Source organism: uncultured Halorubrum sp. (assembly GCF_937146585.1).
GTDB classification, from domain to species: domain Archaea; phylum Halobacteriota; class Halobacteria; order Halobacteriales; family Haloferacaceae; genus Halorubrum; species Halorubrum miltondacostae.
The window spans coordinates 15,662-41,915 of the sequence record NZ_CAKZRO010000046.1 but is presented as its reverse complement, the minus strand read 5'-3'; the positions used below and the strand labels follow the sequence as shown (position 1 = coordinate 41,915).

29 protein-coding genes and 1 tRNA gene are annotated in these 26,254 nt (G+C 71.7%); 18 read left to right on the top strand and 12 right to left on the bottom strand.

Annotated features, from left to right (window positions below; genetic code table 11):
• A partial coding sequence (locus Q0116_RS04005) for a hypothetical protein (RefSeq protein ID WP_297885732.1) occupies nucleotides 1–1,155 on the bottom strand: 1,155 nt, incomplete at its 3' end.
• Nucleotides 1,156–1,311: 156 nt separating this feature from the next.
• Between Q0116_RS04005 and Q0116_RS04000 the strand changes: the two genes are divergently transcribed.
• From Q0116_RS04000 to Q0116_RS03980, 5 genes are all read left to right on the top strand, one after another.
• Nucleotides 1,312–1,770 carry a DUF5796 family protein gene (locus Q0116_RS04000; protein ID WP_297885730.1) on the top strand — a complete coding sequence of 153 codons (459 nt, stop codon included), beginning with the start codon at nucleotides 1,312–1,314 and terminating at the stop codon, nucleotides 1,768–1,770.
• 25 nt (nucleotides 1,771–1,795) lie between these two features.
• Entirely contained in the window at nucleotides 1,796–2,035 is a 240-nt protein-coding gene (locus Q0116_RS03995) for a hypothetical protein (RefSeq protein WP_297885728.1), read from the top strand.
• A 66-nt stretch (nucleotides 2,036–2,101) separates the two neighbouring features.
• A complete protein-coding gene (locus Q0116_RS03990; protein WP_297885726.1) occupies nucleotides 2,102–2,458 on the top strand; it encodes a ferredoxin in 357 nt (118 codons plus the stop codon).
• A 56-nt stretch (nucleotides 2,459–2,514) separates the two neighbouring features.
• A tRNA-Leu gene (locus Q0116_RS03985) sits at nucleotides 2,515–2,599 on the top strand.
• A 347-nt stretch (nucleotides 2,600–2,946) separates the two neighbouring features.
• Nucleotides 2,947–4,077: a sensor histidine kinase KdpD gene (locus Q0116_RS03980; RefSeq protein ID WP_297885724.1), complete on the top strand. Its 1,131-nt coding sequence runs from the start codon at nucleotides 2,947–2,949 to the stop codon at nucleotides 4,075–4,077.
• A gap of 82 nt (nucleotides 4,078–4,159) precedes the next feature.
• Here the strand turns inward: Q0116_RS03980 and Q0116_RS03975 are convergent, their stop codons facing one another.
• The 5 genes from Q0116_RS03975 to Q0116_RS03955 form a co-directional block, all read right to left on the bottom strand.
• Nucleotides 4,160–4,615, bottom strand: a complete 456-nt coding sequence (locus tag Q0116_RS03975; protein ID WP_297885722.1) for a MoaD/ThiS family protein — start codon at nucleotides 4,613–4,615, stop codon at nucleotides 4,160–4,162.
• A 233-nt stretch (nucleotides 4,616–4,848) separates the two neighbouring features.
• On the bottom strand, nucleotides 4,849–5,292 hold the full coding sequence (locus tag Q0116_RS03970; protein WP_297885720.1) for a CBS domain-containing protein: 444 nt from the start codon (nucleotides 5,290–5,292) through the stop codon (nucleotides 4,849–4,851).
• Nucleotides 5,293–5,335: 43 nt separating this feature from the next.
• Nucleotides 5,336–6,247, bottom strand: a complete 912-nt coding sequence (locus Q0116_RS03965) for a 1,4-dihydroxy-2-naphthoyl-CoA synthase (RefSeq protein ID WP_297885718.1) — start codon at nucleotides 6,245–6,247, stop codon at nucleotides 5,336–5,338.
• A gap of 162 nt (nucleotides 6,248–6,409) precedes the next feature.
• Entirely contained in the window at nucleotides 6,410–6,649 is a 240-nt protein-coding gene (locus Q0116_RS03960; protein ID WP_297885716.1) for a hypothetical protein, read from the bottom strand.
• Between the two features lie 104 nt (nucleotides 6,650–6,753).
• Complete coding sequence (locus tag Q0116_RS03955) at nucleotides 6,754–7,527, bottom strand: GTP cyclohydrolase III (RefSeq protein WP_297885714.1); 774 nt, start codon at nucleotides 7,525–7,527, stop codon at nucleotides 6,754–6,756.
• 161 nt (nucleotides 7,528–7,688) lie between these two features.
• Between Q0116_RS03955 and Q0116_RS03950 the strand changes: the two genes are divergently transcribed.
• From Q0116_RS03950 to Q0116_RS03925, 6 genes are all read left to right on the top strand, one after another.
• Nucleotides 7,689–8,468 (top strand): HAD-IIA family hydrolase, encoded by a 780-nt coding sequence (locus Q0116_RS03950; RefSeq protein WP_297885712.1) that lies wholly within the window; start codon nucleotides 7,689–7,691, stop codon nucleotides 8,466–8,468.
• A 285-nt stretch (nucleotides 8,469–8,753) separates the two neighbouring features.
• Entirely contained in the window at nucleotides 8,754–10,088 is a 1,335-nt protein-coding gene (locus Q0116_RS03945; RefSeq protein ID WP_297885710.1) for a DUF92 domain-containing protein, read from the top strand.
• A 1-nt stretch (nucleotide 10,089) separates the two neighbouring features.
• Entirely contained in the window at nucleotides 10,090–10,593 is a 504-nt protein-coding gene (locus Q0116_RS03940; RefSeq protein ID WP_297885708.1) for an N-acetyltransferase, read from the top strand.
• Between the two features lie 43 nt (nucleotides 10,594–10,636).
• The gene (gene hisI / locus Q0116_RS03935) at nucleotides 10,637–11,020 is read left to right on the top strand and encodes a phosphoribosyl-AMP cyclohydrolase (protein ID WP_297885706.1); all 384 of its coding nucleotides are present in this window, start codon (nucleotides 10,637–10,639) and stop codon (nucleotides 11,018–11,020) included.
• A 3-nt stretch (nucleotides 11,021–11,023) separates the two neighbouring features.
• Entirely contained in the window at nucleotides 11,024–12,181 is a 1,158-nt protein-coding gene (locus Q0116_RS03930) for a hypothetical protein (protein WP_297885705.1), read from the top strand.
• A 67-nt stretch (nucleotides 12,182–12,248) separates the two neighbouring features.
• Nucleotides 12,249–12,647 carry a hypothetical protein gene (locus Q0116_RS03925; protein ID WP_297885703.1) on the top strand — a complete coding sequence of 133 codons (399 nt, stop codon included), beginning with the start codon at nucleotides 12,249–12,251 and terminating at the stop codon, nucleotides 12,645–12,647.
• A gap of 27 nt (nucleotides 12,648–12,674) precedes the next feature.
• On the opposite strand, the gene Q0116_RS03920 is transcribed toward Q0116_RS03925, so the two are convergent.
• Together Q0116_RS03920 and Q0116_RS03915 are read right to left on the bottom strand one after the other, a co-directional pair.
• Nucleotides 12,675–12,842 carry a hypothetical protein gene (locus Q0116_RS03920; RefSeq protein ID WP_297885701.1) on the bottom strand — a complete coding sequence of 56 codons (168 nt, stop codon included), beginning with the start codon at nucleotides 12,840–12,842 and terminating at the stop codon, nucleotides 12,675–12,677.
• An 88-nt stretch (nucleotides 12,843–12,930) separates the two neighbouring features.
• A complete protein-coding gene (locus Q0116_RS03915; protein ID WP_297885699.1) occupies nucleotides 12,931–13,482 on the bottom strand; it encodes a hypothetical protein in 552 nt (183 codons plus the stop codon).
• Nucleotides 13,483–13,630: 148 nt separating this feature from the next.
• On the opposite strand from Q0116_RS03915, the gene Q0116_RS03910 reads away from it, so the two are divergent.
• Nucleotides 13,631–16,327, top strand: coding sequence for an AAA domain-containing protein (locus tag Q0116_RS03910; protein ID WP_297885697.1), 2,697 nt, complete (start codon nucleotides 13,631–13,633; stop codon nucleotides 16,325–16,327).
• 42 nt (nucleotides 16,328–16,369) lie between these two features.
• Here the strand turns inward: Q0116_RS03910 and Q0116_RS03905 are convergent, their stop codons facing one another.
• Together Q0116_RS03905 and Q0116_RS03900 are read right to left on the bottom strand one after the other, a co-directional pair.
• Nucleotides 16,370–17,074: a DUF47 domain-containing protein gene (locus tag Q0116_RS03905; protein ID WP_297885695.1), complete on the bottom strand. Its 705-nt coding sequence runs from the start codon at nucleotides 17,072–17,074 to the stop codon at nucleotides 16,370–16,372.
• Between the two features lie 93 nt (nucleotides 17,075–17,167).
• Nucleotides 17,168–18,235 carry a phosphoribosylaminoimidazolesuccinocarboxamide synthase gene (locus Q0116_RS03900; protein ID WP_297885694.1) on the bottom strand — a complete coding sequence of 356 codons (1,068 nt, stop codon included), beginning with the start codon at nucleotides 18,233–18,235 and terminating at the stop codon, nucleotides 17,168–17,170.
• Between the two features lie 180 nt (nucleotides 18,236–18,415).
• On the opposite strand from Q0116_RS03900, the gene Q0116_RS03895 reads away from it, so the two are divergent.
• A complete protein-coding gene (locus Q0116_RS03895; protein ID WP_297885692.1) occupies nucleotides 18,416–19,066 on the top strand; it encodes a tRNA (cytidine(56)-2'-O)-methyltransferase in 651 nt (216 codons plus the stop codon).
• 6 nt (nucleotides 19,067–19,072) lie between these two features.
• Here Q0116_RS03895 and Q0116_RS03890 read toward each other — a convergent pair whose 3' ends face one another.
• Nucleotides 19,073–20,551 (bottom strand): ATPase domain-containing protein, encoded by a 1,479-nt coding sequence (locus tag Q0116_RS03890; protein WP_297885690.1) that lies wholly within the window; start codon nucleotides 20,549–20,551, stop codon nucleotides 19,073–19,075.
• Between the two features lie 72 nt (nucleotides 20,552–20,623).
• Here Q0116_RS03890 and Q0116_RS03885 point away from each other — a divergent pair, with 72 nt between their 5' ends.
• On the top strand, nucleotides 20,624–22,156 hold the full coding sequence (locus Q0116_RS03885) for a PAS domain-containing protein (RefSeq protein ID WP_297885688.1): 1,533 nt from the start codon (nucleotides 20,624–20,626) through the stop codon (nucleotides 22,154–22,156).
• Between the two features lie 44 nt (nucleotides 22,157–22,200).
• On the opposite strand, the gene Q0116_RS03880 is transcribed toward Q0116_RS03885, so the two are convergent.
• The gene (locus Q0116_RS03880) at nucleotides 22,201–23,166 is read right to left on the bottom strand and encodes a hypothetical protein (protein WP_297885686.1); all 966 of its coding nucleotides are present in this window, start codon (nucleotides 23,164–23,166) and stop codon (nucleotides 22,201–22,203) included.
• Nucleotides 23,167–23,315: 149 nt separating this feature from the next.
• On the opposite strand from Q0116_RS03880, the gene Q0116_RS03875 reads away from it, so the two are divergent.
• The 4 genes from Q0116_RS03875 to Q0116_RS03860 all read left to right on the top strand — a co-directional run bounded on the left by Q0116_RS03875 (nucleotide 23,316) and on the right by Q0116_RS03860 (nucleotide 26,138).
• Nucleotides 23,316–23,840, top strand: coding sequence for a transcription factor (locus Q0116_RS03875; RefSeq protein ID WP_297885684.1), 525 nt, complete (start codon nucleotides 23,316–23,318; stop codon nucleotides 23,838–23,840).
• Complete coding sequence (locus Q0116_RS03870) at nucleotides 23,840–24,535, top strand: DUF2110 family protein (RefSeq protein WP_297885682.1); 696 nt, start codon at nucleotides 23,840–23,842, stop codon at nucleotides 24,533–24,535. The genes Q0116_RS03875 and Q0116_RS03870 overlap by 1 nt, the downstream gene beginning before the upstream one ends.
• Before the next feature lie 13 nt (nucleotides 24,536–24,548).
• A complete protein-coding gene (locus tag Q0116_RS03865) occupies nucleotides 24,549–25,328 on the top strand; it encodes a DUF5803 family protein (protein ID WP_297885681.1) in 780 nt (259 codons plus the stop codon).
• A gap of 78 nt (nucleotides 25,329–25,406) precedes the next feature.
• Complete coding sequence (locus Q0116_RS03860; protein WP_297885680.1) at nucleotides 25,407–26,138, top strand: competence/damage-inducible protein A; 732 nt, start codon at nucleotides 25,407–25,409, stop codon at nucleotides 26,136–26,138.
• Nucleotides 26,139–26,254: the final 116 nt, after the last annotated feature.

Here is a 26,254-nt window from a genome sequence, read left to right as displayed (position 1 = left end):
GTGGGTCTCGACGTCCGCGTCGGAAGCGTTCCCGTCGGTGGACGCGTTCCCGTCGTCGGAAGCGTTCCCGCTGAAGTCGGAGCCGGCGAGCGTCGCCTCGGGGTCGATCGACGCGCGGCCGTCGGTCGAGCCGCCGTCGAGCGCCGTCGAGAGCCGCGCCTCGGCGGTCTCGGCGTCCGGGTAGCGCTGGACGTACGCCGGAACGCCGTCGAGTTCGCGGGCCCAGCCGCGGAACGTCTCGCTGGGCCGGTTCCCCGCGGGTGGGCGCTCCGCGAACGCGACGAACACCTCCTCGACGCGGTCCGCCGGCTGCGGGATCGGGCCGAGGCGAGCGCGCAGTTCGCGCCGGCGCTCGGGAGAGAAGGCGTCCCCGTAGATACGCGGGATCCGGTCGCGGTCGATCGTGTCGCGATCGTACGGTCGGTGCGCGAACGTCGCAAAGTTCCGGCTCGCGACGGCGAGTTCGACGAGCGTGCCGTTCGTGACGCGGCCGCGCTCGCGGTCGTCGGTCGGCAGGGGCGCGAGCAGCCGCCGGAACAGTCGGTTGTGGATCGGATTACGGGAGAACTCCGCCTCGACGTAGAGCGCGGTCCCGATGCTCGCGAGTTTGGTGCGGATCCGGTCGAGCTCCTCGAGGGCGCGGTCGACGTCGCCGCGGGGCGCGAACGTCCGCAGCGTCTCGACGTGGCGCTCGACGCGGCTGCGGATCCGCGGGCCGGGCGAGAAGTGGGGTTCCAGGGCCTCGCTCGCGCGGTCGACCGCCGCGCGGATCGCGGCCGCGACCGCGTCGACCTGTGCGGCCGTGACCGCCGCCTCGTCGTCGACGGTCTCGCGGACCGAGCGGACCGTCGCGACCGCCTCGGCGATCGCGTCGCGGTAGGTCGCCACCGCGTCCGGGTACTCGGTCGCGAACCACACCGCGTCGTCGACGACTTCGCGGGTCGCGGCCGCCAGCGCGGCGTTCGTCACCGGCGGGTCGGCGTCGGTGTCCGGCGTCTCGTCGGGAGGGTCGTCTCCGGCGGGGTCGTCCCCGTCGCCCGGCGCGTCGGCGTCCGCGGCGGCGTCGGGGTACTCGACGCCCTGGACGCCGAGACACCCGGCGGTCCCGACGAGGGCCGCGCCGACGCCCAGCAGGGACCGTCGCGTCCGTTGCATGACACGCACTCCCCGCGGCAGGAACTTAAATGTGGTACGCCGATTCTCGCGGCTGAATCCGCCCCGGGAGCGCGGCGGTCGGCCGCCGACGGTCCGAACCGCTCCGCGCGAGCCCCGAGCGCGTCCCTTTTGAGGCCGGCACCCCGAGCCCCGCGTATGTCAGCGCCATCGCGCAGCGACGTGCCGCCGACCTCGATCGGCGTCGACCTCCGGGAGGAGGGCGTCGTCGTCGAGTACCTCGACGGCCGGACGACCCTCTACCGGGGCGTCCCCGAGTCGGCCGAGGGATCGGTGACCGCCGGCCCCGGCAAGGAGACCCACGTCCTCGTCACCGACCCCACCGAGACGGAGGGCGTGATGACGTACGTGAACGACTACAAGACCGACGACGAGATCCTCGAGGAGTCCGGCGTCGGTCGCGTCATCGTCGAGGACGGCGACCGCGACGAGGTGTTCCCCGGCGTGATCGTCGGCCGCGACGGCAAGCGCAACGAGGTCGTGGCCGACCCCGAGATCGCCGGCGGGCGCGTGTTCGTCTTCGTCGAGGACGGCTGGACCGAGGGGAGCTACGAGATCGTCGCGGGCCCCGAAGACGGCCTCGACGCGCACCGGTGAGCCCGACGCCGACGGGACCGCTCCGATGAGCCTCGCGAAACCCTGGCGCGACCTCGACCGGTCGACGGTCGGGAGCGCGCCCGACCGCTACGCGCTGTACGAGCTCGGCGACGCCGACGGCGGCACGGTCGGCTTCGGGGCGGGCGTCCTCCGCGACGAGCTGAAGGAGGCGCTCGCGTACGGCGACGCGGCGAAGGTGCGGTGGGAAATAGCCGACTCGCTCGACCACGCCGAGCGGCTGCTCGCGGAGCACACGGACGGGTAACCGGCCCGCTCCTTGCGAGCGAGAACGACCGACAGACGAAAGTCCCGCGACCGCCGAGGGGTCGACATGAGCGACGAGGCCGAGACCGACGGCGGCGACGAGGTGCTCCGCGCCAGCGACATCGGCGGCGAGGGGCCCCCGATCGACGAGAAGCCGTACAAGATCGTCTTCGAGGCGAACAAGTGCTTCGGGGCGGGGAAGTGCGCCGAGGTCGCTGACAACTGGGTGATGGACGTGATGAGCGGGATGGCGAAGCCGGAGGCGTACTACATCGGCGAGGAGGACCTCGCGGAGAACGTCCGCGCGGCCGAGGCGTGTCCCGCGAAGAAAGAGGCGGGCGTGATCCACGTCGTCGACCGGCGGACGGACGAGGAGATCGCGCCGGACCCGCACGGCGACGGGACGCTCTCGGTCGACTGGTGAGGGCGGGTCCGGATTTCCGAAAGGGGTTTCACCCCGCCGCGGGTAGCCCGACTCGCGCGGGGGTGGCTGAGCCTGGCCAAAAGCGGCGGACTTAAGATCCGCTCCTGTAGAGGTTCGAGGGTTCGAATCCCTTCCCCCGCATTGCTGCTGCGAGCACTTCGCGAGCAGCAGCAATCAGACGAGAAGGGTTCGAAACAGCGAACGGAGCGAGCGCAGCGAGCGGAGTGAGTGAGGTTCGAATCCCTTCCCCCGCACTCCTAGGGCGAGCACTCCGCGAGCCGCAGGTGTTCGATTGGGAAGGGTTTCGAATCAGGGAGGTCGCGCGCAGCGAGCGGTGTGAACGCCCGGGAACGACCGCGATCGATACCGATCGCCGCCCGACCGACAGTCCGTCCCGAACGCCCGACCCAAAGGCGCTACACCCGCCCGATTATCGACCCCGAGAAAACCGTCGGTAAGACTTTTTACGCGAACCCGAGACGGGGTTCATGGACACGTCAGCGCTCGTGAAAGAACGGCTCGGAGTCCCGATTATCATCGGGCTCGGCGGAGCGCTGTCGCTGGTACACGTGTGGCACGCCGTGGGGGAAGAAGAGGACCTGCTGACGTTCGCGTTGGGGATCGGTGGTCCCCTTCTCCTCACCGGCGGCGTGTTGCTCGGCGGCGTCTGGCTGTGGAACCGGGACACGGACGGCCGACACGCGCTCCGGATCGGGGCCTGGAGCTGGCTCGGCGCGGCGCTCGTCGCCGGCGGCGCCGCGCTCCTCATCCTGTACCAACAGCAGTACGGCGTGACGATGGACGAGCAGCTGTTCGTCGTCATCGACGGGGCGTCCGGCGGCGCGTTCACCGGGTTCATCGTCGGCGTTTACGACGTCCGGCAGCGGCAGGCCGAGGCGCGGGCCACGGAGCTGACCCGGCAGCTGACGATACTCAACCGCGTCCTGCGCCACGACATCCGCACCAACGCCAACATCATTCAGGGGAACGCGAATCTGCTCACGAGCGACGCGGTCGACACCGACGAGAAGGCAGACGCCATCAAGCGACAGGCGACGGACCTCGTCGAACTCGGCGAGCAGGCGCGGGACATCGAGCGCGTCCTGATCGACGGGGAGTCCGACCGCGACGAGAGGGATCTCTCGTCGCTCGTCGAGACGTGCTGCGAGCAGGTCCGCCAGGACCACCCGTCGGCGGAGGTCGACGTCTCGCTGCCGCCGACGCTGACGGTCGCCGCGCACCCGCTGCTCGACTCCGCGGTGGCGAACGTCGTCGAGAACGCGGTCGAACACAACGATAAGCCGACGCCGCGCGTCGAGATCGAGTCCGCCGTCGTCTCCCGGGACGGAACCGACTTCGTCGACCTGCGGATCGCCGACAACGGGCCGGGGATCGACGAGGCCGAAGTGGAGGTGCTAAAACGCGGGTACGAGACCGACCTGGAGCACACCAGCGGCCTCGGCCTCTGGCTCGTCAGCTGGATCGTCGCGCGCTCGGGCGGGGAGGTCCGGTTCGACGAGAACGACCCGGAGGGGAGCGTCGTCACCCTCCGATTGCGGCGCGGCACGGATCGCGTCGCGCACGCCTCAGAGTCGAACGCCGCCGGAGCGGCCGCGTAGCGCGCCGCGAGGGGGACGCCGGACCGAGTTCGCGCGTCGACGAAGCCGAGGGCGAGGACGCCCGGCGCTCGCGACCGCGGCGCTAACAGCAGAACATGAAGGGGTAGACCAAGGCGACGCGGTCGCCCGCCTCCAGCTCCGTGTCGAACCCGTTTTCGTTCTCGTTGAAGTGGCCGTTCACGAGGATCCGGGCGTACGCGATGGTCTGTTCGCCGACCGGGTTCTTCGACCACGTGCCCGGCAGCTCCTCGGGCGTCGGAGCCCAACCGCTGTGGGTCGCGTCCGCCTCCGACTCCGCGATCAGCATGTCCTGGAGCTGCGGGTACTCCGCGAATAGTTCGTCCAGGAACGCGCGGAGCGTGTCGCCCTCGAAGGCGAACTCGAACTCGTGGACGTCGAGTTCCGTGCGCACGTGGCCGGTACACCGCACGGTGACGGTCGTCTCCGCCTCGGTTGCGGCAGCCGCCGCCTCGTCCGGGTCCGCGTCCATATCCGCTTCGGTCGGGGGCGACCCCGAGATCTCGCTGGTCTGAGCCATGTGTCGGCGTACACACCCCTCACCGGTAAGACGGATTGCGAACATGTTCGCTGAGATTCGCCCCGCGGCAGGGCGTGCGGCCGTTCGGGAGTCGTGCCGCGCACGTCGCAGGGGAGGGAACCCCGACGCACGGGGTGTACCGTCCGGGACTCACGAAAGAGGCGACTCCGGAGGAGATCGTGGGTGACGACGACCCGCGACCGACGGCGGCCGCTCCGGCCCGCCCGTCGGCCTCACTCGTCGAGCCGGTCGGAGCGCTCCGACCACCCCGTGGCGTCCGTCGCGAGGTCGCGGACCTCCTTCCGGATCCCCGCGTAGTTGTCGACGACGTCCTGCGTGGTGACGATCCCCTCCGGCGACATCCCGTCGACGACGACGAGCTTCTTTACCCCCTCCGACCGCATCCGCTTCGTCGCCGTCCGGAGCGTCGCACTGGGGCGGACCGTGACGAGCGGGGCGCTCGCCGCCTTCCGGACCGGAATCGTCGACAGCGGGTCGTCGGTGGCGTAGCCGGCGCGGAGGACGTCGCTCTCGGTGAGTATCCCGGCGGGCGTCCCGTCGTCGGTGACGACGACGCTGCTGACCCGGTTGCGGAGCATCCGCTCCGTGGCGTCGCGGACCGTGGCGTCGGCGTCGCAGGTGACGAGGTCCGTCGTCATCACCGCCTCCACGAGCATACGCTGGGTACTGCGCCGGCGCACTTGTAGGTGCCCCCGCCGCTCAGTAGTGCCAGGGGTAGTCGCGGAACGCCGGCTCGCGGCCCTCCAAGAACGCGTCGCGGCCCTCCTGGGCCTCTTCCGTCATGTACGCGAGCCGCGTCGCCTCGCCCGCGAACACCTGCTGGCCGACCATCCCGTCGTCGGCCATGTTGAACGCGTACTTCAGCATCCGCATCGCCGTCGGCGACTTCCGGGTCATCTCGTCGGCCCACTCTAGGGCCACGTCCTCTAACTCCTCGTGCGGGACGACCTCGTTGACCATCCCCATGTCCGCCGCTTCCTCGGCGGAGTAGGTCTTCCCGCGGAAGAACACCTCGCGCGCCTTCTTCTGGCCGATCTGCTTCGCGAGGTAGGCGGAGCCGAAGCCGCCGTCGAACGAGCCGACGTCGGGGTCGGTCTGGAGGAACTTCCCGTGCTCCTCGCTGGCGAGGGTCATGTCGCAGACGACGTGGAGCGAGTGGCCGCCGCCGACCGCCCAGCCGGGGACGACCGCGACGACGGGCTTCGGCATGAACCGGATTAACCGCTGGACCTCGAGGATGTGGAGCCGCCCCGCCCGCGCCTCGCGGACGAGGTCGTCGTCGTCGTCGCCCGCCTCGTCGTCGTCGCGGTACTCGTAGCCGGAGCCGCCCCGGACGGACTGGTCGCCGCCGGAACAGAACGCCCAGCCGCCGTCTTTCTCGGAGGGGCCGTTCCCGGTGAGGAGGACGCAGCCGACGTCGGCCTGCTTCCGCGCGTGGTCGAGCGCGGCGTACAGCTCGTCGACCGTGCCGGGCCGGAAGGCGTTGCGGACCGCGGGGCGGTCGAAGGCGATCCGGACCGCGGGGACGTCAACGGCGCGGTGATAGGTGATGTCGTCGAACTCGTCGGTGACGGACTCCCACGCGTCGGGATCGAAGATCTCCGAGACCATACCGGCCCGTACGTCCGGCCCGCTGATAAACGGCGTCGGATCGAGAGGAGGAGACGGTCGGTTCAGCAGGGTGCGCGCTCGGTGCGCCGATTAACGAAAACGGGAAGTCGGGGGCGGCGTCTGGGGCGGACGCCGGCGGCGCGGCGCACCCGTCGGGATCGGTCAGTCGTCCTGCGCGTGCGCACCCTTCGGGTGGCCCTTGTGCTGGAGGTTGCGGTTGTCGCGCTTCCGCGTCGCGGTCGCGGGGATGACCTCGCGGGACGGGTCGATCTCCGACCGCGGCATCCCGGTGTACCCGTGGTCCGGATGCTCGGAGCAGTGTGCCATCGCGTCGTGCGAGCCCTCCCACGGGCCCTCGTCACAGCCGTCCGCCGTACAGACGAACACTATCTCCTCTGACATGCTAACCGGGACTTCCCGACCGGTGTATAAAAATCTCGCACCGCGATTATCAGAGTTGATTCTCTGATGAGGTGGTAGCGTCGACCACCACCGCGGCGAACCGATCAGTCGCCCGCGGCGGGCGCGCCGAACAGCTCGACGCTCGTCCCGGCGTGCCGGCAGTCCTCGAGGGCGTGTTTGGCGGCGAAGCCGGCCTCGTGGGCGGACGCGCCGCGACCGACGCCGACCTGGAGCTCGATGTCGACGTCGGACTCGACGTGCGAGACGGCCGAGGAGAACGCCGACTCGGGGAGGTCGGGACAGACCGCCACGACGTTGTCACCGCCGACGAAGAAGGAGAGCGCGCCGTGCGCCTCGCGGAGGTGGCGCATCAGCGAGCCGAACGCCCGTTCGATGTTGATGAACGTGTCGTACTCGTTGAGCCGGTCGGTGTACTTCCCGGTCGCGTTCACCACGTCGAAGTGCGCGATCTGGAGGTCCGAGCGGTCCGTCTCGGAGAGGTACTCGCCGGCGAGCACTTCGGTCCGACTCTCGTCTTGGGCGCTCCCCGCGGTCTGGAGCCGCCGGTTCGCGGCTTCGAGGGCGTCGACGGGGCGCTCGGCAACGGCGGTGCCGAGGCTGACGCTGACCGGGTAGCGGTTGCCGATCGACTCCTGGAGGGTCGCGTGGGCCGCGCCGTCGACCCCGTTGGTCACCGCGATCATGTTGTCGAAGCGCGTAAAGAAGACGTAGGCGTCGCGGTGCCCGAGAAACTGGGCCACGTCCGCGAAGAGCCGCGACTGGAGCGTCTGGAGGTCCATCTCTCGGCGCGGCTCCGGCGTCGTCGTCCACGGCCCGTAGTTGTCGATCTGGACGAGGGTCACCTGGGTCGTCGTCACAGTGGAGACCGATACGGAGCGCTGCCGTTTTACCCTTCCGTTATCCCGAAGGTGTGAACGGTACCGTATTCGTGATCCTGGACGCCGTCGGGGACGGCCCCCCTCGCGTCCCCTCGTCCCCCGGGCGCAACCCCTACGGCCGTGGCGCTCGCACGTCGGGTATGGACTTCAGCGGGGCCGTCATCGACGTCGACGGCACGGTCGTGCGCGGCGACGATCCGATCCCGGGCGCTCCGGCGGGGTACCGGCGGCTCCGGGAGGCCGGGATCGAGCCGCTGTTCGTCTCGAACAACCCGACCAAGGCGCCGCCGGCGTACGTCGACCGCCTCGGCGCGGCGGGGTACGACGTCGACGCCGACCGCGTCTTCACCGCCGGCAGCGTCACCACGCGGTACCTGCGGGAGCACCACCGCGGCGACGACCTCCTCTGTATCGCCGAGGCGGGGCTGCTCGACCAGTTCGCGGCCGCGGGGCTGTCGACGACCGACGACGTCGACGCGGCGGACGCGCTCGTCGCCTCCATCGACCGCGAGTTCGACTACGACGACCTCTGTACGGCGATGTGGGCCCTCGAACGCGACATCCCGTTCATCGGCACCGACCCCGACGTGGTGATCCCGGCCCCCGAGCGCGACGTCCCCGGATCGGGCGCGGTCATCAACGCCGTCGCGGGCGTCGCGGAGCGCGAGCCAGACGCCGTCCTCGGCAAGCCCTCTGACACCGCGATCGAGATGGTGCGCGAGCGGCTCCCCTACCCCCCCGAGGAGTGTCTCGTGGTCGGCGACCGGCTCGACACGGACATCGCGCTGGGCGAGCGCGCCGGGATGACCACCGTCCTCGTCCGCTCCGGCGTCACCGACGAGGCGACCCTCGAGGCGTCCGCGGTGACGCCCGACCACGTCCTCGACCACCTCGGCCAGATCGACCGCGTCATCGGCTGAGCGCCGCCGCGAGCGCGGGAATAACGTTCACTGCGTGGAAAACAGTTATATGTGAGCGAGTGTACCGCACTCACATGAGAGAGGTTGACTCACACGAGGGCCGGACCGGAGACGACGAGGAGGATCCGGAGGAGTCGGTGCGCGTGCTGGAGGGACACGCGGTCCAGTTCAACGAGTACCGGTACTGACGAGCGGTAGCTTCTGCGGTTCGGACCGCGTTCGACTCCCCGCGACCACCCGACGGCTGTCGGGACCGTTAAGTGGGCGTCGCGGGTAGCCGAGGGTGTGATACGGAGGCTCCGACGCGCGGGTATCTTCGCCGCGGTCGCGGCCGTCGCGGCCCTCGCGCCGGCGCTCGACGAGGCCGCGGCGGTGCCGTTCTTCGCCGTCGCCGGGGCGGCGTTCTTCGGCGTCCGCGACGGCGAGTGGTTCGAGACGCTCGCGCTCCCCGGCGACCGCGAGGCCGAGCGACTCTACGGGTTGGTCTCCTTCGCGCTCGCCGGCGCGGGCCTCGCGCTGTTCGCGTCGCTGCCGCGCGCCCCGCTGCCGTACGAGGCGTTCGCGGCCGCGGCGCTCGCCGTCGGCGTCGGCCGCCTCGGGCGGACGCTCGTCTCCCGCCGGACCGGCGACGAGTTCCCCCTCGTCGCCGGCTACGTCGCGGCCGGGACGGTCGGCGCGCTCGTCGGGCAGATCGCGGTCCGGCTCCAGACCGGTGCGCCGGTCGACGGCGCGACGGTCCCCCTGCTCACGTTCCTCGCGGCCGCGGCCGCGCTGACGGCCGCGCTCGTCCGCTCGCTGGTGTTCTCCCGGGACGCGCACATCACGACGATACTCGTCGCGTTCGTGACCTGGGGGTTCATGGCCCTCGAACCGACCGTCGACGCCCCCCTCATCGTCGTCGGCCTCGCGGTGACCGGCGCGCTCGGCTACGTCTCCTTCGCCATCGGCACCGCCTCGGTCGCCGGGATGCTCACCGGCGTGGTCTCGGCGCTGCTCGCGGTCGTCCTCGGCGGCGTGGGGTGGTTCCTCACCCTCATGTCCTTCTACGCGTTCGGCGGGCTCGCCTCGAAGTACCGGTTCGACGAGAAGGCGGCCCGCGGGGTCGCCCAGGAGAACGAGGGGGCCCGCGGCACGGGCAACGTGCTGGCGAACTCGGCGGTCGCGCTCGCGGCGGTGATCGGCTACGCGGTCGCGCCGCACCTCGCGGTCCCGGCCGCGCCGCTCGGGTTCGCCTTCGCCGGCGCGACCGCGACCGCGATGGCCGACACGCTCTCCTCGGAGATCGGCGGCCTCTACGACGGACCGCGGCTGGTGACCACCCTCCGCCGCGTCGAGCCGGGCACGGACGGGGCGATCACCTGGCAGGGCGAGCTCGCCGGCCTCTCCGGCGCGCTGCTCGTCGGCGTGCTGGCCGCGGGCGGCGCGCCGCTCCTCGATCCCGTCGTCCCCGGCGGCGTCGCCGCGGGCGGCGCGGTCGTCGCCGCGGGCGTCGCCGGCATGACCCTCGACAGCCTCCTCGGCGCGCTGATCGAGGGGGACCGGATCGGCAACCAGACCGTGAACTTCCTCGCGACGCTCGGCGGCGCGGTCGTCGCCGTCACGCTCTGGGCGGTGGTGTGAGATGGCGGGCGAGCGCGACTCCGACGCCGGGGACGGACGCGACGGCGACGGGACGGACGCGGGCGGACCGAACGGAGACGGACGGGACGGTCCCGACCCCAGAGTCCGTCCGGGGCGCACCGCCGACGCCGACCGGATCCGCGAGCTCCAGTCGCACCTCCGCCAGCCGAGCCCGGACCTCTTGGAGTACGGGCTGGCGGTGGGGGCCGCGCGCGTCAGCGTCGCCGAGGGGCGCGTCGTCGGCTACCTGCTCCCCGTGGACGCGCCGAACCGGCCGGGGGTCCACGTCGCGGAGCTCGTCGTCGCGCCCGAGTTCCGGCGGGAGGGGCGCGCCCGCGGGCTCCTCCGCGCCGCGATCGCGGACGCCGACGGGCCGGTGACGCTCCAAGCGCATCCGGAGAACGACGCCGCCCTCGCGCTGTACGAGTCGCTCGGCTTCGCGGTCGTCGAGCGCCGGCCGGACGCGTACGCCGACGGCGACGCGCTCGTGTTGCGGCGCGGGTAGCGCAGGCACAAGGACTATTCGAGCGCCACGCCTCCGGACAGCCATGAGTGACGCCGACGCGGAGACGGGGTCGATCGAGGTCGACTTCGGCGAGAGCGGGCTGGTCCCGGCGGTCGCCCAAGACGCCGACTCCGGCGAGGTGTTGATGCTCGCGTACGTCTCGCCCGAGGCGCTGGCGCGCACCCGCGAGACCGGCGAGGCGCACTACTACTCCCGATCCCGAGAGGAGATCTGGCACAAGGGGAGCACCTCGGGCCACACCCAGTCGGTCCGCGAGGTCCGGGTCGACTGCGACGCCGACGCGCTGCTGTACCTCGTCGACCAGGCGGGCGGGGCCTGTCACACCGGCCACCGGTCGTGTTTCCACCGGACAGTCGACGGCGAGAACGTCGGCGAGCGCGTCTTCGACCCGGACGAGGTGTACTGACCGATGGCCGAAGCCGTCGCCGAGGACGAGGCGGACGACCCCGTCCGCGAGGCCGGGGAGGCGGCCGCGCGGCTCCGCGAGCGCTACGACGAACTCCGCCGGATCGAGTCGCGGATCGACGGCTACGGCCGCGACCGCGTCGAGGCGGCGGCCGACGCGTACCGCCGCGCGAACCGGATCCTCGACCGGTACGAGGAGGACGCGGTCGGGTCGGGCGACTTCGAGTCGTACGTCCGCTTCCGGGGCGAGTTCGGCGACGCGGTCGACGTCGACGACGACCTCCCCGCCGCCGAGGCGTTCGAGGCGGCCGACGAGGCGGTCGACAAGCGCCGCCTCTCCGACGAGGACTTCGCGACCGCCCGCGAGGCGCTGGAGCCGGCGGGGGAGTTCGTCGACCTCCTGGAGGCGTACGACGACGCGGTCGACGACTACCGGGCGGGCCGGAAGGCGGCCAAGGAGGCCCGCAAGCGGCTGGAGTCGCGGCTGGAGGAGCTCCGGGAGGTCGCCGACATGGCCGACGCGGACCTCGACGCGGACCTCGACCGCCTCCGCGGGCCGATCGATTCGTACGACGAGGCGGTGATGGAGGCGTTCCGGGAGTTCTTCAACTCGGCGTCCGCCCGCGAGGTGTTCGGCTTCCTCGACCGCGCGGACGCGACTCCCTTCGTCGACGTCGACGTGCCGCCGACCGACCTCGCGGAGTACGTCGAGACGCACGCGGCCGGCGAGGAGCCGCCCGCGACGCTGCTGGAGTACGCCGACTACACGAACTCGAAGCTCGACCACTACGTCGACGACCCGGGCGCGCTCCGCACGGCGGTCGCGGTCCACCGGACGTACCTCGAACGGCTCGACGGCGAGCCGCTGACGCTCGACTGGCCGCCGAAGCCGGGCGACGAGCTCGCCTACGAGATCGACGAGCTGGTCCCGCTCGTCGGGCGGATCGCGGACGACGACGCGGTCGCGACCCTCCGCTCGGTCCGCGAGCTCGCGCGGACCGACGAGTACGAGCGCCTCCGCCGCGCGGCGGAGGTGCGCCACGCGCTCGACGACGGGGACCTCGCCCTGATCGAGCGCGGCGAGGCCGACGAGCGGCTCGCAGAGGCCGAGCGGACGCGCTCGATCGTCGGCGACGTGCTGAGCGAGACGGAGCGGGAGTAAGCCCGGCTCGGCCCGCCGACGGCCGCGGAGTCCGGATTTTTAAGCCCCGTCGCGGCCGAGCGTGGGTATGACCCGATTCGACGCCGCGTCCGAGGACGAGCGGCTGAAGCTGTTCGCCGACGCCGCGGCCGCGCACCGCGCGCGCTCCGGCGACGTGATGACCGTCGACGTCGACCCCGACAGCGACGACACCGACGGCGGCGAGGTTCCGCCGTGGATCCAGCTCGCGGGCACGGAGCTAATTCTCGACTGTACCGACGAGGAGCTGGAGCGGCTGAAGGCCCTGCTCTCGGAGTTCCCGGAGTTCCGCATCGACGAGCTCGTCAGTCCGGAGGAGGCCGAGGGGACGAACGCGGTCGTCACCGCGCGGTCGGACGCGAACCGGGTCGCCGGGTTCGTCGAGCGCGCCTTCCGAGAGGTGTACGAGCTCGACGCGGAGTACCGGGCGTGGGTGACGGCGATCTGAGGCGGCGAGGTCGTCGCCGACCGCGGGTCACTTCGCGAAGTAGCTCGTGAAGTAGCCCGAGAGGAAGGAGCTGATCGCGACCGCGAGGAGGAGGTCGGTGGTGTCGTGGTCGCCGTCGTCGGCCGCGAACCAGGTGACCGCGACGCCGATGCCGAGCGAGATCAGGCCGTTCGCCGTGTCTTCTTTGACACTCATACGCCTCATTGGCGGCGGAGCGACAAAACCGATGCGGCGGGTCCGACGTCGCTCGGCCCGCCGCGGCGCGCGGGAGTCCCGCCGCCGCTCAGTGGAACCCGCGGTCGACGTCGTCGTCCTCGATCAGGTCGTCGAGCTCGCTGGTGAGCAGCTCCTCGGCCTCGTCGAAGGTGTCGGAGAGCTCGTCGAGTTCGTCGGGTCGTCCGTCGAACTCGTACTCCATCGGGCCGAACGCGGGCGACTCGACGGCCTCCATCACGTCCTCGAAGAGGTGGTCCGGGTCGGTCGGCGCCTCCGCGTGGACCCGCAGCGTCTCGGTGAGCCGGGTCGCCATCTCCTCGGCGTGGTCCTCGTCCTCCGGGGCGGACCGGACCGCGAACCGGCCGTCGCTCTCGGCGTCCGGGAGGAGCGGGTCGAGCCCGTCGTCGACCTTGCGGGCGACCTGCGCCCCGACCCCGCGGAGGTCGCGGGGGTTCTTCGCGTACGTCTTCAGGTGGTAGAGACCGACGCTCGGGTGGCCGAAGTAGAGGTCCTCCCCGAGGCCGCCGCGGCGGGAGCCGGCGACCGCGCGCCAGCCGTCGGGGTCGGTCGAGTCGCTCGCGACGTCCGCGAGGATGTCGTCCCAGTCTCGTACGCGCATGTCCGTCGCTAGTTCGGGAACGCGAGCGCAAGAGCGTGTCGGTGGCGGCGGGGCCGACTGGCGTTCGCGCCGCGACCCGTCGACGGCGTCCGTCGCCTGCCACCCCGCCCACCGACAGCGTTTTTCGGTGCGGCCGCCGAGCGGGGACGTGAACGTTCGGGGACCGATCGTCTCCGTCGGGGAGGCGCGGACGGTGTCGACGTCGTACGGCGAGCGCGACCTCCGCGAGGTGCGGATCCGGCCCGACCGCGGCGCGGGCGACCCGGTCGACGTGACGCTGTGGGGGAAGTGGACGGAGACGGCCGGGCACGCCGAACCGGGGATGGAGCTGCTCGTCACCGATCCCGAGGAAGACGAGTATCGGGGAGAGACGGGGTACGCGACGACCGACGAGTCGTGGGTCGTCCTCGAGCCCGACTTCCTCGTCGACGTGACGGGGATCCGCTCGTGGGTCCAGTGCCCGCGGATGTACTACCTGAACAAGCTCTCGGGGATCCCGCTCAACTACCCCGTCGTCAAGGGGACCGTCGTCCACGAGGTGTTCGGCGACCTGCTCCGCGGGATGGAGCTGGAGGCGTCGGTCGAGGAGCGCGTCGCCGAGGCCGGCCTCGAACTCGGCCTCCTCGGCTACGAGACCGCGGAGGTCGAAGACGAGGTGCGGCGCAACGCCGCCGCCGTCGAGGGGTGGCTCGCGCAGGGCACCCTAAGCGACGACGACACGTGGCGCTCGGAGTTCACGCTCATCTCGCCCACCTTCGGGCTGAAGGGGCGAGCGGACGCGCTTCGACGCGGCACGCCGGTCGAACTGAAGACGGGGAAGAACACCAAGCGGGAGCCGCGGTTCCACGACAAGGTCCAGGCGGCCTGCTACGCGCTCATGCTCGACGAGCGCGGCGTCGACCCGGACATCGGGACGCTGCTGTACACGAAGAACACCGCCTTGGACCGCAACGAGGAGTCGGGCGACCTCGCGCCCGCCAAGGAGTTCACGGTCGGGCGCGGCTTCCTGGAGTTCGTCGTCCGCGAGCGCAACGCCCTCGCCGCGATGGAGTGGCGCGGCCTCAACGACCCCGGGGAGCGCCCCACGGTGCCGACGGGGTACGAGGCCGACGCGACCTGTAGCTACTGCTTCGAGCAGGACGCCTGTATGGTCGTCTCCGGCCGGCTCGACCAGGAGTCGAAGGCGGGGCAGATCGGGACGGCGATCCCGGACGAAGAGCGCGACTACTTCGACCGCTTCTACGTCGCCTTGGAGGAGGAGCGCCGCGAGACCCACGCGGAGTACCGGAAGCTGTGGGAGCAGACGCCCGAGGAGCGCGCGGCCGACGACCGCGCGCTGATCGGCTTGGAGCCGGTCGCGCAGACCGAGATCGACGACGCCCGCTGGGAGCTCCGCGCCCGGAAGCCGGGCGACGCCGTCTCGAAGCTCCGCGAGGGCGACGTGGCGCTCGCGAGCGACGGCGACCCCGTCTCCGGTCACGCCGAGCTCGGTCGGATCACCGTGCTCGGGAGCGACGAGGTCGTCGTCGAGACGGACGAGCCCGTCGAGCTGCGTCGGCTCGACGTCTACCCCTCCGAGATCTCCGTCGACCGCTCGCTGACCGCGCTCCACGACGCCGTGCTGAAGGGGGACCCCGACCGCAAGGACGTGATCTTCGGCCGGCGAGACCCCGAGTTCCGGGAGCCGGCCGACCGCCCCGCCGACGCGCCCGACGCCTACATCGACAACAACGCGGCGCAGAACGAGGCGGTCGAGCTCGCGGTCGACGCCGAGGACTGCGCGCTGATCCACGGCCCGCCGGGCACCGGGAAGACGTACACCATCGCCCGGGCGATCCGCGCGCTGGTCGCGGAGGGGAACCGGGTGCTGCTATCCGCGTTCACCAACCGCGCGGTCGACAACGCGCTGGAGGCGCTCCGCGGTCAAGGGTTCGAGGACGTGCTCCGGGTCGGGACGGAGACCGGCGTGCGCGACGACATGCGGGACGTGCGGCTCGTCCAGCGCGGCGAGCCGAACGCGAAGGCGGCCGAGCTGCGGGACGCGTCCGTCGTCGCCGCGACGACCGCGGCCTGCGGTTCCCGCGTCATGCGCGAGTGCGAGTTCGACGTCGCCCTCGTCGACGAGGCCTCCCAGCTCACGGAGCCCGGGACCCACGCCGCGATCAACCTCGCCGACCGGTTCGTCCTCGTCGGCGACCACGAGCAGCTCCCCCCGGTCGTCCGCGCGGAGAACGACCTCCGGACCTCGCTCTTCCAGCGGCTCATCGAGGCGTACCCCGACGCGAGCGTCATGCTCGACCGCCAGTACCGGATGAGCCAACGGATCCAGGCGTTCGCCTCCGCGGAGTTCTACGACGGCGCGCTCCGCCCCGCGACCCCCGAGGTGGCCGGGCAGACGCTCGCCGACCTCGGCGTCGACCCCGACGCGCTCGCGCCCGACCTCACCGGCGGCGTCGGGTTCGTCGACCCGGACGGCGAGCGCGACGGCAACCGGAACGTCCGCGAGGCCGAGCGCGTCGCAGCGATCGTCGACGCCTACGTCGCCGCGGGCGTCGACCCGGACGACATCGGCGTGATCGCCCCCTTCCGGGCGCAGGTCGCGGAGATCGGCCGCCGGACCGACGTGACGGTCGACACCGTCGACCGCTTCCAGGGCTCCTCGAAGGAGGTCATCCTCGTCTCCTTCGTCGCGACCGGCGACCTCGACGGCCCGATCTTCGAGGACCACCGCCGCGTGAACGTCGCGCTCACCCGTGCGAAAAAGCAGCTGACGATCGTGGGCGACGCCGGCGCACTCGGCTCCGACCCCTTCTACGCGCGGATGCTGGACTGGGCACGGCGGTGAGGCGAAGGTGGCGACGCGACGGCGAGTCGAGAGCCGGCTCGGCTACTCCCCGTCCGCGTCCGTGACGATCCCCGGCTCCTTGCTCGCGATCACGACGATCCGGTCGGTGAGGTCCTCGATCGTGTTCGCGAGCTCGTCCAGCAGGATCGCGAGCTCGCGGTAGACGAGCGGCTGGTCGACCGCGTCGTCGGCGAACGCGGTCGCGATGGCGTCGTTGCGGAGGTCGTCGCACTCGCTCTCGAGCGCGCGGATCGACTCGATCCCCGCGGCGAGCGTCTCGGTGGCGTCGGCGCGCGCGAGCCCCCTGACGAACCCCTCGACCACGTCGCCGAGGACCGCGGTCATCTCGGCGATCCGCGTCGCCATCTCCCGCATGTCGGCGAACGGTTCGACGCCCGCGTCGGGGCGCATCATCGCCACCTCCTGGACGATCCGCTCGGTGTGGTTCGCGACCACGTCGAGCTCGTTGTAGAAGTCGAGCAGCGCGGACTCGTTGAAGTTGATCCGCGTGTTCAGCAGGCCGATGTCGTCGGGTCCGGCGTCGGTGATGAGCGCCGTGAGCCCGCGGACGAGCTCGTCGCACTCGCTCTCGACGGCGGCTATCTCGTCGACCGTCTCGTCGTACGCGCCCCCGCTCGCGTACTCGTCGAGCGCCCGCGGGAGGAGGGCGACGCAGTCGTCGATCCGGTCGAGGTACGCGACGGTCCGGGTCTCCAGCTGCTCCCCGAAGTCGGCGTCGGTGGACATGCGCGAACCCACGCGCGTCGGCGGTAAAGAGGTTCCCTCGCGTGTCTTCGATCGTGAGGGTTCGAGGGTCGCCCCCCTGTTCTCGGGAGCGTCTTATAGATCGTCGACCGCGTCCAGCGCCGCCCCGACGTCGGGGACGTCGAACCACCCGCGGTCGGTGTACGCGTTCGTGCCGGCCGCGTACAGCGCCGAGACCGCGTCGACGACCGCCGGCGGGAGCGGGTCGGGGTCGGCCTCGCAGAGCTCGCGCCAGTCGTCGATGTCGCGGTCGGCGACCGCGGCCTTCGCCTCGGTCACGGCCTCGACCCAGCCGGGGTCGTTCGCCTTGTACCACTGGCGGACGACCTCCTTCGAGATCCCGCGGCCGCCGTACGAGAACCGGTTCTCGTCGAAGGTGCCGACGACGTCCGCGACCCGGAGCTCGCCGTCGGCGTAGAGGCACTCGATCTTGCCGTCCTCGTGGACGAACCCGGCCGCCTCGGCGCGCTCGGTGACGACGCGGTTCACGTCGCGCGCGAGGGCCTCGAGCGCGTCGACGTCGGCGGCCCCCGCGATCGCGTCCGCCTCGGCGCGGGCGAGGTAGCGGTCCTGCTGTTCGTACTTCGTCGAGAACTCCACGACCGGCTCCGGGAGGTCGACCGGCTCGTCGGGCCACTCGCCGTCGGACCCGCCGAGGTCGTCGAGGCCGAGGTCGGCGGGCTCCGCGCGCTTCCGCAGGCTGGAGCCGACCGGGACCCGGTTGCGGAAGACGACCTCCAGCGGGACGAGGTAGTTCTCCCCGCCCGCGGCGTGGAAGGCGTCGTAGTCGTATCCTGCGTGGGTGCCCTCGTACGGCAGGTCGGGGACCTGCGTCAGGTCGATGGCCATCTCGGTCGGCGGCGCAGTCGCCTCGACGAGCGGGACGGGGTCGGGCTCGGCCCCGTCGTCCGCGGCGGCGCCCGGGTCCGCGACCCCGCGGTAGTGGGTCGGAACGCCCGCGTTATCCAGCAGTTCGAAGTTGAACGCGCCCATCGCGCAGAGGCTCGCCCCCTTGCGCGGGATGGCGTCGGGCATCTGCCCCCAGTCGAACACCGAGTAGGCGTCCGTGAAGACGAACCGCCCCCGACCGAGTCCGTCGGCGGTCGCCGGCTCGTCGACGCGGAACTCCTTGACGCTCGTCATGCGTCACACCGCGACCGCCTCCCACATGAAGCTTTCAGTTACGTGGTTACCTCGCCCGGTTTCGGATCAGTTCGATCCACGTCTGCGGATCAACTTGGCGACTCCGGCGCGGACCCGAGGGGTCGACCGCGGGGCGCTCGCATCGAAAGCGACACCCGGGTCGGCCTCCCAGCCCGTGGCATGAACGATGCGCGCGAGGTCGTCGTCCTCCGGTACGGCCATCGGCCGGGGCGCGACGACCGCATGACGACGCACGTCGGGCTCACGGCGCGGGCGCTCGGGGCCGACCGGGTGATCTTCCCCGACAACGCCGGCCAGTCCGCCGAGACGGTCCGGGACATCACGGGCCGGTTCGGCGGGCCGTTCGCGGTCGAACTGCGCGAGGACCAGAAGGCGATCGTCCGGGAGTTCGAGGGGGTCGTCGTCCACCTCACGATGTACGGCGAGCGCGTCCAAGACGTGGAGGGAGCGGTCCGCGAGGCGGTCGGCCTCGACGAGCCGGACGTGCTCGGGGAGGCGTCGCCGCCGCGCGACCTCCTCGTCGTGGTCGGCGGCGAGAAGGTGCCGTGGGCGCTGTACGAGCGCGCCGACTTCAACGTGGGCGTGACGAACCAGCCGCACTCGGAGGTCGCGGGGCTCGCCGTCTTCCTCGACCGCCTGTTCGACGGGGCGGAGCTGGACCGGGAGTGGGCGGACGCGGACCGGCGCGTCGTCCCGGAGGCGACCGGAAAGACGGTGGTCGACGCGGGGACCGAAAACGACAGCGCCGGGGACGACAGCGCCGGGGACGACAGCCCCGGGAACGACCGAGCGTCCGAGCGCCGCGACTGACCGCGGCTACTCGCCCGCGTCGCCGCGCTCCGCGTCTCGCTCGACGACCTCCGGCGTCCCGCTCAGGATGCCGCGGAGGCCGGACATCGGCTCGCCGACGCTGATCCCGTGTTCCGTGATCTTGAACTCGCGGATCGTCCGCTCGAAGTCGCTCGTCCGCTTTTTCAACACGCCGATCGCCTTGCGAAGCTCGCCGTCGACCTCCAAGTGCCGGAGAAAGAGGATGTTGTCGGCGAGGTAGCTGATGTTCTCCATCGTCGCGCGGAACTCCCCGGTGACGTTCCGCGTCTCGTCGATGAAGAGGCCGGTGACGCCCGCGTTCTTGAGGTAGCGACCGAGCGCGTGCATCTGCTGGAGCATCTGCTCTTTCTCGCCGCGCAGGGTCAACCGATACCCGGAGATACCGTCGATCATGACGATGTCGGCCCCCTCCTCCTCGACCTCGTCGCGGACCATGCGGGCGAACTCCTGTGGCGACCGCTCTAACGCCTCCACCTCCGTCACCTGAAGCGTCCCCTTCGCCAGCATCTCGTCGACGGGGATGTTGACCGCGCGCGACCGGGCGAGGAACGTCTCCCGGTTCTCCTCGAACAGGTAGATCACGGAGCGTTCCCCGCGGCCCGCGGCCTCCTTCATGAACTGGGTGCTGAGCGTCGTCTTCCCCACGCCGGTCGGGCCGCTCACGATGGTGACGGTGCCGCGCTCGATCCCGCCGTGGAGCAGCTCGTCGACCTCGGGGATCCCCGACGAGACCTGCTCGAACGCCAGCTCCTCGTCCCGCGTGCCGGGCTGGAGCGCGGGAAACACCTCCATTCCCGCGTCGGTGATCCGGTAGGCGTGGTCCCCGCTCTGCGTCGACGACCCCCGAAACTTGGGGACGCTGACCGTCTTGCCGTACGCCCCCGCGTCGAGCCGGACCGTCCCGTCCGTGATGAACTCGAGGTCGTCTGTCGGGAGCGACCGCGTGTTCTGGACGGTGAACAGCACGGTCGCCCCCCTGTCTTTCAGGAACCGCATGAATCCGACCACCTGCTTGCGGAACTGGTAGTCGTCCGAGAGGAGGAACCGGAGCTGCGTCAGCGGGTCGACCACCACCCGGTCGGGGTCGACCGCCGTCACGCCCTCGACGATCCGCTCGGTCAGCGGCTCTCGCTCGACCTCCGAGGGCGCGAACACCTCGTACGACTCGTCCTCGACGAAGGCGTCCGCGCCCGGGCTCAGGTCGAGGAACTCGATCGCGTCCGCGTCGAACCCCAGCGCGGCCGCGTTGGCCTTCAGGTCGCGGAGGTCCTCTTCGAGGTTGACGAACAGGGCCGTCTCCCCCTCGTCGACGCCCTGCTGGAGGAAGTGGAACCCCAGGATCGTCTTCCCGCTTCCAGCCTGGCCGCGGACCATGTAGCTCCGCGTCGGAACGAGTCCCCCAGACAGCACCTCGTCGAGGCCGGCGACGCCGGTCGACGCCCGCTCGGATAGCGACGGTGTCATACCGTGATACTCGGACCCGGCCGTGATATATATGGGGTAGTTCTTAGTGTCTCCCCGCCTCACCTACGGTAGATGGGCTCGAAGTCGGACCCGGGGTCCGGGGCGGGCGACGGCGACGAGGCCGCGGGCCGTTCCGACGGGGACGCGTCCGCGGACCGCGCCGCGCGCGACGACACCGCCTCTCCCGTCGACCGAGCGCCCGACCGCGACCGCGCGACGGTCCTCCTGCTGATGGACGCCGACCGCGACCGCGGGCTCCTGTCCGAGGCGCTGTCCGAGCGGTACGCGGTCCGGACGGCCGAGTCGCCGGACGCGCTGACGGACGAGTTCGACTGCTGTCTCCTCGACGCCGGGGCCTTCGAGGCCGCCGCGGACGCGGTCGACGCCCGACGCGAGCGCGCCGACCCCGCGTTCCTCCCGTTCGTGCTGCTGGTGAGCGAGGGGTCGCGGGCCGATCTCGGCCACGCCGCGTGGGAGCGCGTCGACGACGTCATCGAACTCCCGGTCGGACGCCGGGCGCTCGTGACGCGCGTCTCGAACCTGGTCGAGCGGCGGCGGACGTCGCTCCGGTTCCGGCGGACCGTCGCGGACCTGCGGCGCAAGGAGCAGGCGATGGACGAGGCGCCGGTGGGGATCACTCTCGCGCGGGCGGGCGACGGCGACGACAACCCCCTGATATACCACAACGAGAAGTTCGAGGAGCTGACCGGCTACGGCGACGAGGCGCTCGGCGAGGACTGCCGGTTCCTCCAAGGGGCGGACACGGGCGACGAGTCCCGGGCGAGGATACGGCGGGCGCTCGACGAGGACCGACCGGTCGAGGTCGACATCCTCAACTACCGGGCGAACGGCCAGAAGTTCTGGAACCGGCTCTCCATCGCGCCGCTGCGCGACGCGGCGGGCGAGGTGACGGGCTACGTCGGGTTCCAGTCGGACATCACCGAACGGAAGATCCGCGAGCGGCGGCTGGAGGTGATGGCCCGAGTGCTCAACCACAACCTCCGGAACAAGATGAACCTCATCGAGGGGTACGCGGACCTCCTCCGCGACGACCCCGACGAGGAGTCGCGGCGGCAGTCGCTGGACGTCATCGCCGAGACGGCAGCGGACCTCACGGGGATCGCGGGCGCCGTCCAGACCGTCGACGAGACGGTCTCCGCGCCCGGGCTCGACGCCCCGATGGACCTCCGCGACGAGCTGGTCGAGCTCAGAGACCGGCTCCGCAGCCGCTACCCGGACGCGGCGGTGACCCTGTCGCTGCCCGGCGACGGGCCGATCGAGACGACGGCCGTCGGCCTGCCCGTCGCCGTCTCCGAGGCGGCCGAGAACGCGGTGAAGCACAACGACGCCGCGACGCCGTCGGTCGAGGTCAGCGTCGAGCGCCGCCCGCAGGGGTGGATCGCGATCGAGGTCGCGGACGACGGCCCCGGGATCCCGGACCACGAGACGCAGGTCCTGGAGGCGGGCGAGACCTCGCTGACGCACGCGGACCGCCTCGGCATCTGGCTCATGTACTGGGTCGTCGCGAAGGCGGGCGGCGAGTTCGACATCGAGACGGGCGAGGACGGGACGGTGATCCGACTGGAGGTCCCGGCGCGGCCCTGACCGGGACGGCGTCGTCCGGACCGCTCGTCGTCCGGACCGCTGCCCTACAGCGTCCGCTTCGAGCGGAGCCGCGCGAGCCGCGTCCGCGCCTCTTGGCGGCTCGTCCCCCGGACCCGACCCGTCTCGGCGTCGGCCATCGAGACGAGCGAGAGCCGGTCGAGGAGCGGCGGCCAGTCGCCGGCACCGGCGGCGTCGCTGGCGAACGCGACCGCGTTCCCGAGCCCCGTCCGCTGCTCGGTCCCGGCGCGCGCGACCACGGCGTCCGCGGCGCGGCGCCCCCCGGCCACGCCGAGCCGGTCTCCGACCGTCGCGGGGACCCACGCCGGCAGGAGCACCGCCCAGAGCAGGACGCCGGCGGCCGCGTACGCCCACGACGGGACGCGCTCGCGGTCCGGCTCGTACCCGTGGATCCGGTTGACGCGGCGGTCGGCGGCGGTGCGGTCCCCGCGGCGTCCCACGAGCAGAGTCGCGAGCAGCGCCGCCGTCTCGACGGCCGCCAGCGCCGGGAGCGTCGCGGTCGCGAGCAGCGCCTGCCGCGACCGGAGCCTGACGAGCGCGTGCCGCAGGGCGGCGTCGCGGTCGGCCTTCGGCAGCGAGAGCAGCCGCGTCGACACCACCAGCCGCGAGCCGCGGTAGCCGTCCGCGACGGCGACGTTCGCGGCGTCGACGCGGACCGCGGTGACCGCCGGCGGATCGACGCCGACCTCGGCCGCGAGCGTCTCGACGCGGTCGGCGACGAAGTCGGCGCGGCGGTCGTCCAAGTCGGCGTCCGGGAGCCGCTCGATCCGTCGCTCGACGAGCGCGGGCCCGAGCAGCGCGGAGAGCGCGGGGCCGACGACCAGGGCGGCGAGGAATCCGCCCGGCGCGCCGAGCGGGACGAGCCCGAGCCCGCCGGGACCGAACAGCGCGGCGAGCGGGACCAGCGGTACCGCCGCCAGCACCGCCGGGACCGCGAGGAGCGCGAGGGCGCCGAGCCCGCGCCGCCCCCGGCCGTCGACCGAGTCAGTCATACGGGCGAGTGTGAGCCACGGCGCGTAAAGCTCTGCCGGACCCGCGGATCGATCGCGGGTGGGTCCGGCCCCGGTTTTCGGCCGAACGGAACGCGTCGCGACCGCGCCTTTCGGAGGTTTTAACCCGATTCCACCACCAGATTCCCGTAATGGCTTTTGAGGATCTACTGAACGACCCCGTCATCCAGAAGTACCTCCACGAGCTGGTGGGGCCGACGGGGATGCCGGTCGCGGCCGCGCCGCCCGACGGCGAGGTCACCGACGAGGAGCTGGCCGAGGAACTCGGCTTGGAGCTCAACGACGTGCGGCGCGCGCTGTTCATCCTGTACGAGAACGACCTGGCGACGTACCGCCGCGTCCGCGACGAGGACTCCGGGTGGCTCACGTACCTGTGGACGTTCCACTACGACAACATCCCGGAGAACCTCCAGGAGGAGATGTACCGGCTGCTCGACGCCTTAGAGGAACGCGAGGAGTACGAGCGCACCCACGAGTTCTACCTCTGTGAGGTGTGTTCCATCCGCTTCGAGTTCGGCGAGGCGATGGACTTCGGCTTCGAGTGCCCCGAGTGCGGCTCGCCGCTGGAGGCGATGGACAACGACCGGCTCCGCGAGGCGATGGACCAGCGCATCGCGGAGCTGCGCGACGAGCTCAACGCGGACGTGACCGCCTGATGGTCGTCCTCGCAACGAAGTGCTACGTCGAGGGCGACGCCCGCGACCGCGCGCTCGACGGCATGAACTCGCTCGTCGCCAACGACGTCGGCGAGCTCGACGCCGACTGGCAGGTCGGCGTCCGCGACGACGACTTCGTCCAGGTGGACGTGACCGGCGAGGACGCCCCGGTCGCGCGCAACGTCCTCGCGGAGACGTGGGGGGAGGTCGTCGCTCACGACGGCGGCCTCGAATCGGGCGAGACGTACGTCGGCACCCTCGAGTCGTGGGACGACGTGGGGTTCACCCTCGACGCCGGCGTCGACGTGTTCGTCCCCGCGGACGAGCTGGGACTCGGCGTCGGCTCGCCGGAGCAGGTCGTCGAGCGGTTCGGCCTCGTCCAGCACCTCCCGCTGCGGTTCGTCTACGGCGGGGATCCGGGCGACCCGGAGGCGGACCAGAGCCGGCTCGCCGACGCCGAGCGCGACCGCCTGTACGACTGGCAGCGCGGCGACGGCCGGGTGAACGTCAACTCGGCGACCCGCGGCGAGACGCGCGCGACGGTGAACCGCGCGGGCCACGCGCAGGACATCGTCACCGTCGACCGGCTCGGCCTATTGGAGCAGAGCATCGTCTGCGCGGAAGGGACCGACCCGCCGGGGCTGCTCGCGGCCATCGGCTCGTACCTCCCGGCGGAGATGCGCTGCGTCGTTTGAACGGAGGACATACGTGAACAGACGCTTCGCGCTCGCGGTGGCGACGGTCGCGCTCCTCGCTGTCAGCGCCGGCTGTCTCGGTTACGCGACCGGCGGCGGCGAGGTGACCAACGAGACCCTCGACGCCGAGCCGCCGCACGCGTACGACTTCGACACGGACCGCGACGCCGCGTTCAACCTCACCACCGACGCGACGTACACCGTCGTGTACGCGGTGGGCGACCGTGAGGAGATCCGGCTGTACCGACAGACGCCGTACGCCGGCGACCAGCCGCTGGAGTTCGAGGCGTTCCGCTACCAGTACCCCGACGGCGAGGTGATCACCGGCAGCGAGTTCCGCGAGCGCGGCGGCGAGATCGAGCGCACGACCGACGAGACGTGGGTCCGCTTCGCCGACGACATGCGCGGCGGGAAGGCCGCGTTCTCCGGGGCCGGGTCGCCCCGCCGGTTCAGCATGCGCGCGTACGTCGAGGGGTCGTACGCCGTGACGCTGCCGCCGGAGTTCAGCACCGAGGTGCCGGTCGTCGGGCACGTGTCGCCGCGCGACCACGGGGTCGAGACGGTCGGCGACCGCGACCGGATCGTCTGGGACGAGGTGACGCGCGGGTCGATCGTCGTCCAGTCGTACCGCGAGGGCGACCTCGTGGTGTTCGGCGTCATCCTGATCGTCGCCGCGGTCGCCGCGGTCGCCGGGACGCTCTACTTCCGCCGCCAGCTGGAGGCGCTCAGGGAGCGCCGGCGCGACCTCGGCCTCGGCGTCTACGAGGACGACGACGACGACGGCCTGCTCTGACGGGGGCGACCGGCCGCCGTCGCCGCGGCGTCGGCCCGCGCCGCGGTGCTTTTCTACCGCGCCCCGCTTTCGTCTGGTATGAACGCCGCCGTCGTCACCGTCGGGGACGAGCTCCTCGTCGGCGACACCGAGAACACGAACGCCACCTGGCTCTGCGACCGCCTCGACGCCCGCGGGGTCGACGTCCGGCGGGTGACCGTCCTTCCGGACGAGGTCGCCGAGATCGCGCGCGTCGTCAACGAGTACCACGCCGAGTACGACGCGGTGATCGTCACCGGCGGCCTCGGGCCGACGCACGACGACGTGACGATGGACGCGGTCGCGGCCGCGTTCGGCCGCGACCTGGCGGAGAACGAGGAGGCCGCCGCGTGGCTCGCCGAGCGGGGGTACAGCGGCGGCGACCTCGCGGCGGAGACGACGCACCTCCCCGCCGACTGCCGGCCGCTGCCGAACGAGGCCGGGGTCGCGCCCGGCGCGGTCGTCGAGTCCGTCTACGTCCTCCCGGGCGTGCCGAACGAGATGAAGGCGATGTTCGAGCTGGTCGAAGACGAGTTCGCGGGGACGCTGACCCACGTGCTCACGGTCGACGTCGACGAGCCGGAGAGCGAGCTGCTCGACCGGTTCGCGTCGCTCCGGGAGCGGTTCGACGTGCGGGTCGGCTCCTACCCTGGCGAGGTCGTCAGCGTGAAGATCACCGCCGAGAGCGAGGCGGAGGCGGAGCGGGCCGCGGCGTGGGTCCGCGAGAACGCCGACGCGATCGAGGGGACCCCGCTCGAAGGGGCCGGGACCGAGGGAGACGAGGCCGAGTAGGAGGGGTCGGGGTCGGTCGGGGAGGGGTCGGGGTCGGCCGAGGGTCGGGTAGAAGGGGTGGGAGACGAGACCGCCTGACGAGCGCCGCCCGCCGGTCCGGTCAGCGGTACAGGTAC

Excerpts from the sequence above, each read along its gene's own strand:
- Q0116_RS04000 (WP_297885730.1), top strand. The coding sequence starts at position 1,312 with ATGTCAGCGCCATCGCGCAGCGACGTGCCGCCGACCTCGATCGGCGTC.
- Q0116_RS03995 (WP_297885728.1), top strand. The coding sequence starts at position 1,796 with ATGAGCCTCGCGAAACCCTGGCGCGACCTCGACCGGTCGACGGTCGGG.
- Q0116_RS03990 (WP_297885726.1), top strand. The coding sequence starts at position 2,102 with ATGAGCGACGAGGCCGAGACCGACGGCGGCGACGAGGTGCTCCGCGCC.
- Q0116_RS03980 (WP_297885724.1), top strand. The coding sequence starts at position 2,947 with ATGGACACGTCAGCGCTCGTGAAAGAACGGCTCGGAGTCCCGATTATC.
- Q0116_RS03975 (WP_297885722.1), bottom strand. The coding sequence starts at position 4,615 with ATGGCTCAGACCAGCGAGATCTCGGGGTCGCCCCCGACCGAAGCGGAT.
- Q0116_RS03970 (WP_297885720.1), bottom strand. The coding sequence starts at position 5,292 with ATGCTCGTGGAGGCGGTGATGACGACGGACCTCGTCACCTGCGACGCC.
- Q0116_RS03965 (WP_297885718.1), bottom strand. The coding sequence starts at position 6,247 with ATGGTCTCGGAGATCTTCGATCCCGACGCGTGGGAGTCCGTCACCGAC.
- Q0116_RS03960 (WP_297885716.1), bottom strand. The coding sequence starts at position 6,649 with ATGTCAGAGGAGATAGTGTTCGTCTGTACGGCGGACGGCTGTGACGAG.
- Q0116_RS03950 (WP_297885712.1), top strand. The coding sequence starts at position 7,689 with ATGGACTTCAGCGGGGCCGTCATCGACGTCGACGGCACGGTCGTGCGC.
- Q0116_RS03940 (WP_297885708.1), top strand. The coding sequence starts at position 10,090 with ATGGCGGGCGAGCGCGACTCCGACGCCGGGGACGGACGCGACGGCGAC.
- hisI (WP_297885706.1), top strand. The coding sequence starts at position 10,637 with ATGAGTGACGCCGACGCGGAGACGGGGTCGATCGAGGTCGACTTCGGC.
- Q0116_RS03930 (WP_297885705.1), top strand. The coding sequence starts at position 11,024 with ATGGCCGAAGCCGTCGCCGAGGACGAGGCGGACGACCCCGTCCGCGAG.
- Q0116_RS03925 (WP_297885703.1), top strand. The coding sequence starts at position 12,249 with ATGACCCGATTCGACGCCGCGTCCGAGGACGAGCGGCTGAAGCTGTTC.
- Q0116_RS03920 (WP_297885701.1), bottom strand. The coding sequence starts at position 12,842 with ATGAGTGTCAAAGAAGACACGGCGAACGGCCTGATCTCGCTCGGCATC.
- Q0116_RS03915 (WP_297885699.1), bottom strand. The coding sequence starts at position 13,482 with ATGCGCGTACGAGACTGGGACGACATCCTCGCGGACGTCGCGAGCGAC.
- Q0116_RS03905 (WP_297885695.1), bottom strand. The coding sequence starts at position 17,074 with ATGTCCACCGACGCCGACTTCGGGGAGCAGCTGGAGACCCGGACCGTC.
- Q0116_RS03900 (WP_297885694.1), bottom strand. The coding sequence starts at position 18,235 with ATGACGAGCGTCAAGGAGTTCCGCGTCGACGAGCCGGCGACCGCCGAC.
- Q0116_RS03895 (WP_297885692.1), top strand. The coding sequence starts at position 18,416 with ATGAACGATGCGCGCGAGGTCGTCGTCCTCCGGTACGGCCATCGGCCG.
- Q0116_RS03890 (WP_297885690.1), bottom strand. The coding sequence starts at position 20,551 with ATGACACCGTCGCTATCCGAGCGGGCGTCGACCGGCGTCGCCGGCCTC.
- Q0116_RS03885 (WP_297885688.1), top strand. The coding sequence starts at position 20,624 with ATGGGCTCGAAGTCGGACCCGGGGTCCGGGGCGGGCGACGGCGACGAG.
- Q0116_RS03880 (WP_297885686.1), bottom strand. The coding sequence starts at position 23,166 with ATGACTGACTCGGTCGACGGCCGGGGGCGGCGCGGGCTCGGCGCCCTC.
- Q0116_RS03875 (WP_297885684.1), top strand. The coding sequence starts at position 23,316 with ATGGCTTTTGAGGATCTACTGAACGACCCCGTCATCCAGAAGTACCTC.
- Q0116_RS03870 (WP_297885682.1), top strand. The coding sequence starts at position 23,840 with ATGGTCGTCCTCGCAACGAAGTGCTACGTCGAGGGCGACGCCCGCGAC.
- Q0116_RS03860 (WP_297885680.1), top strand. The coding sequence starts at position 25,407 with ATGAACGCCGCCGTCGTCACCGTCGGGGACGAGCTCCTCGTCGGCGAC.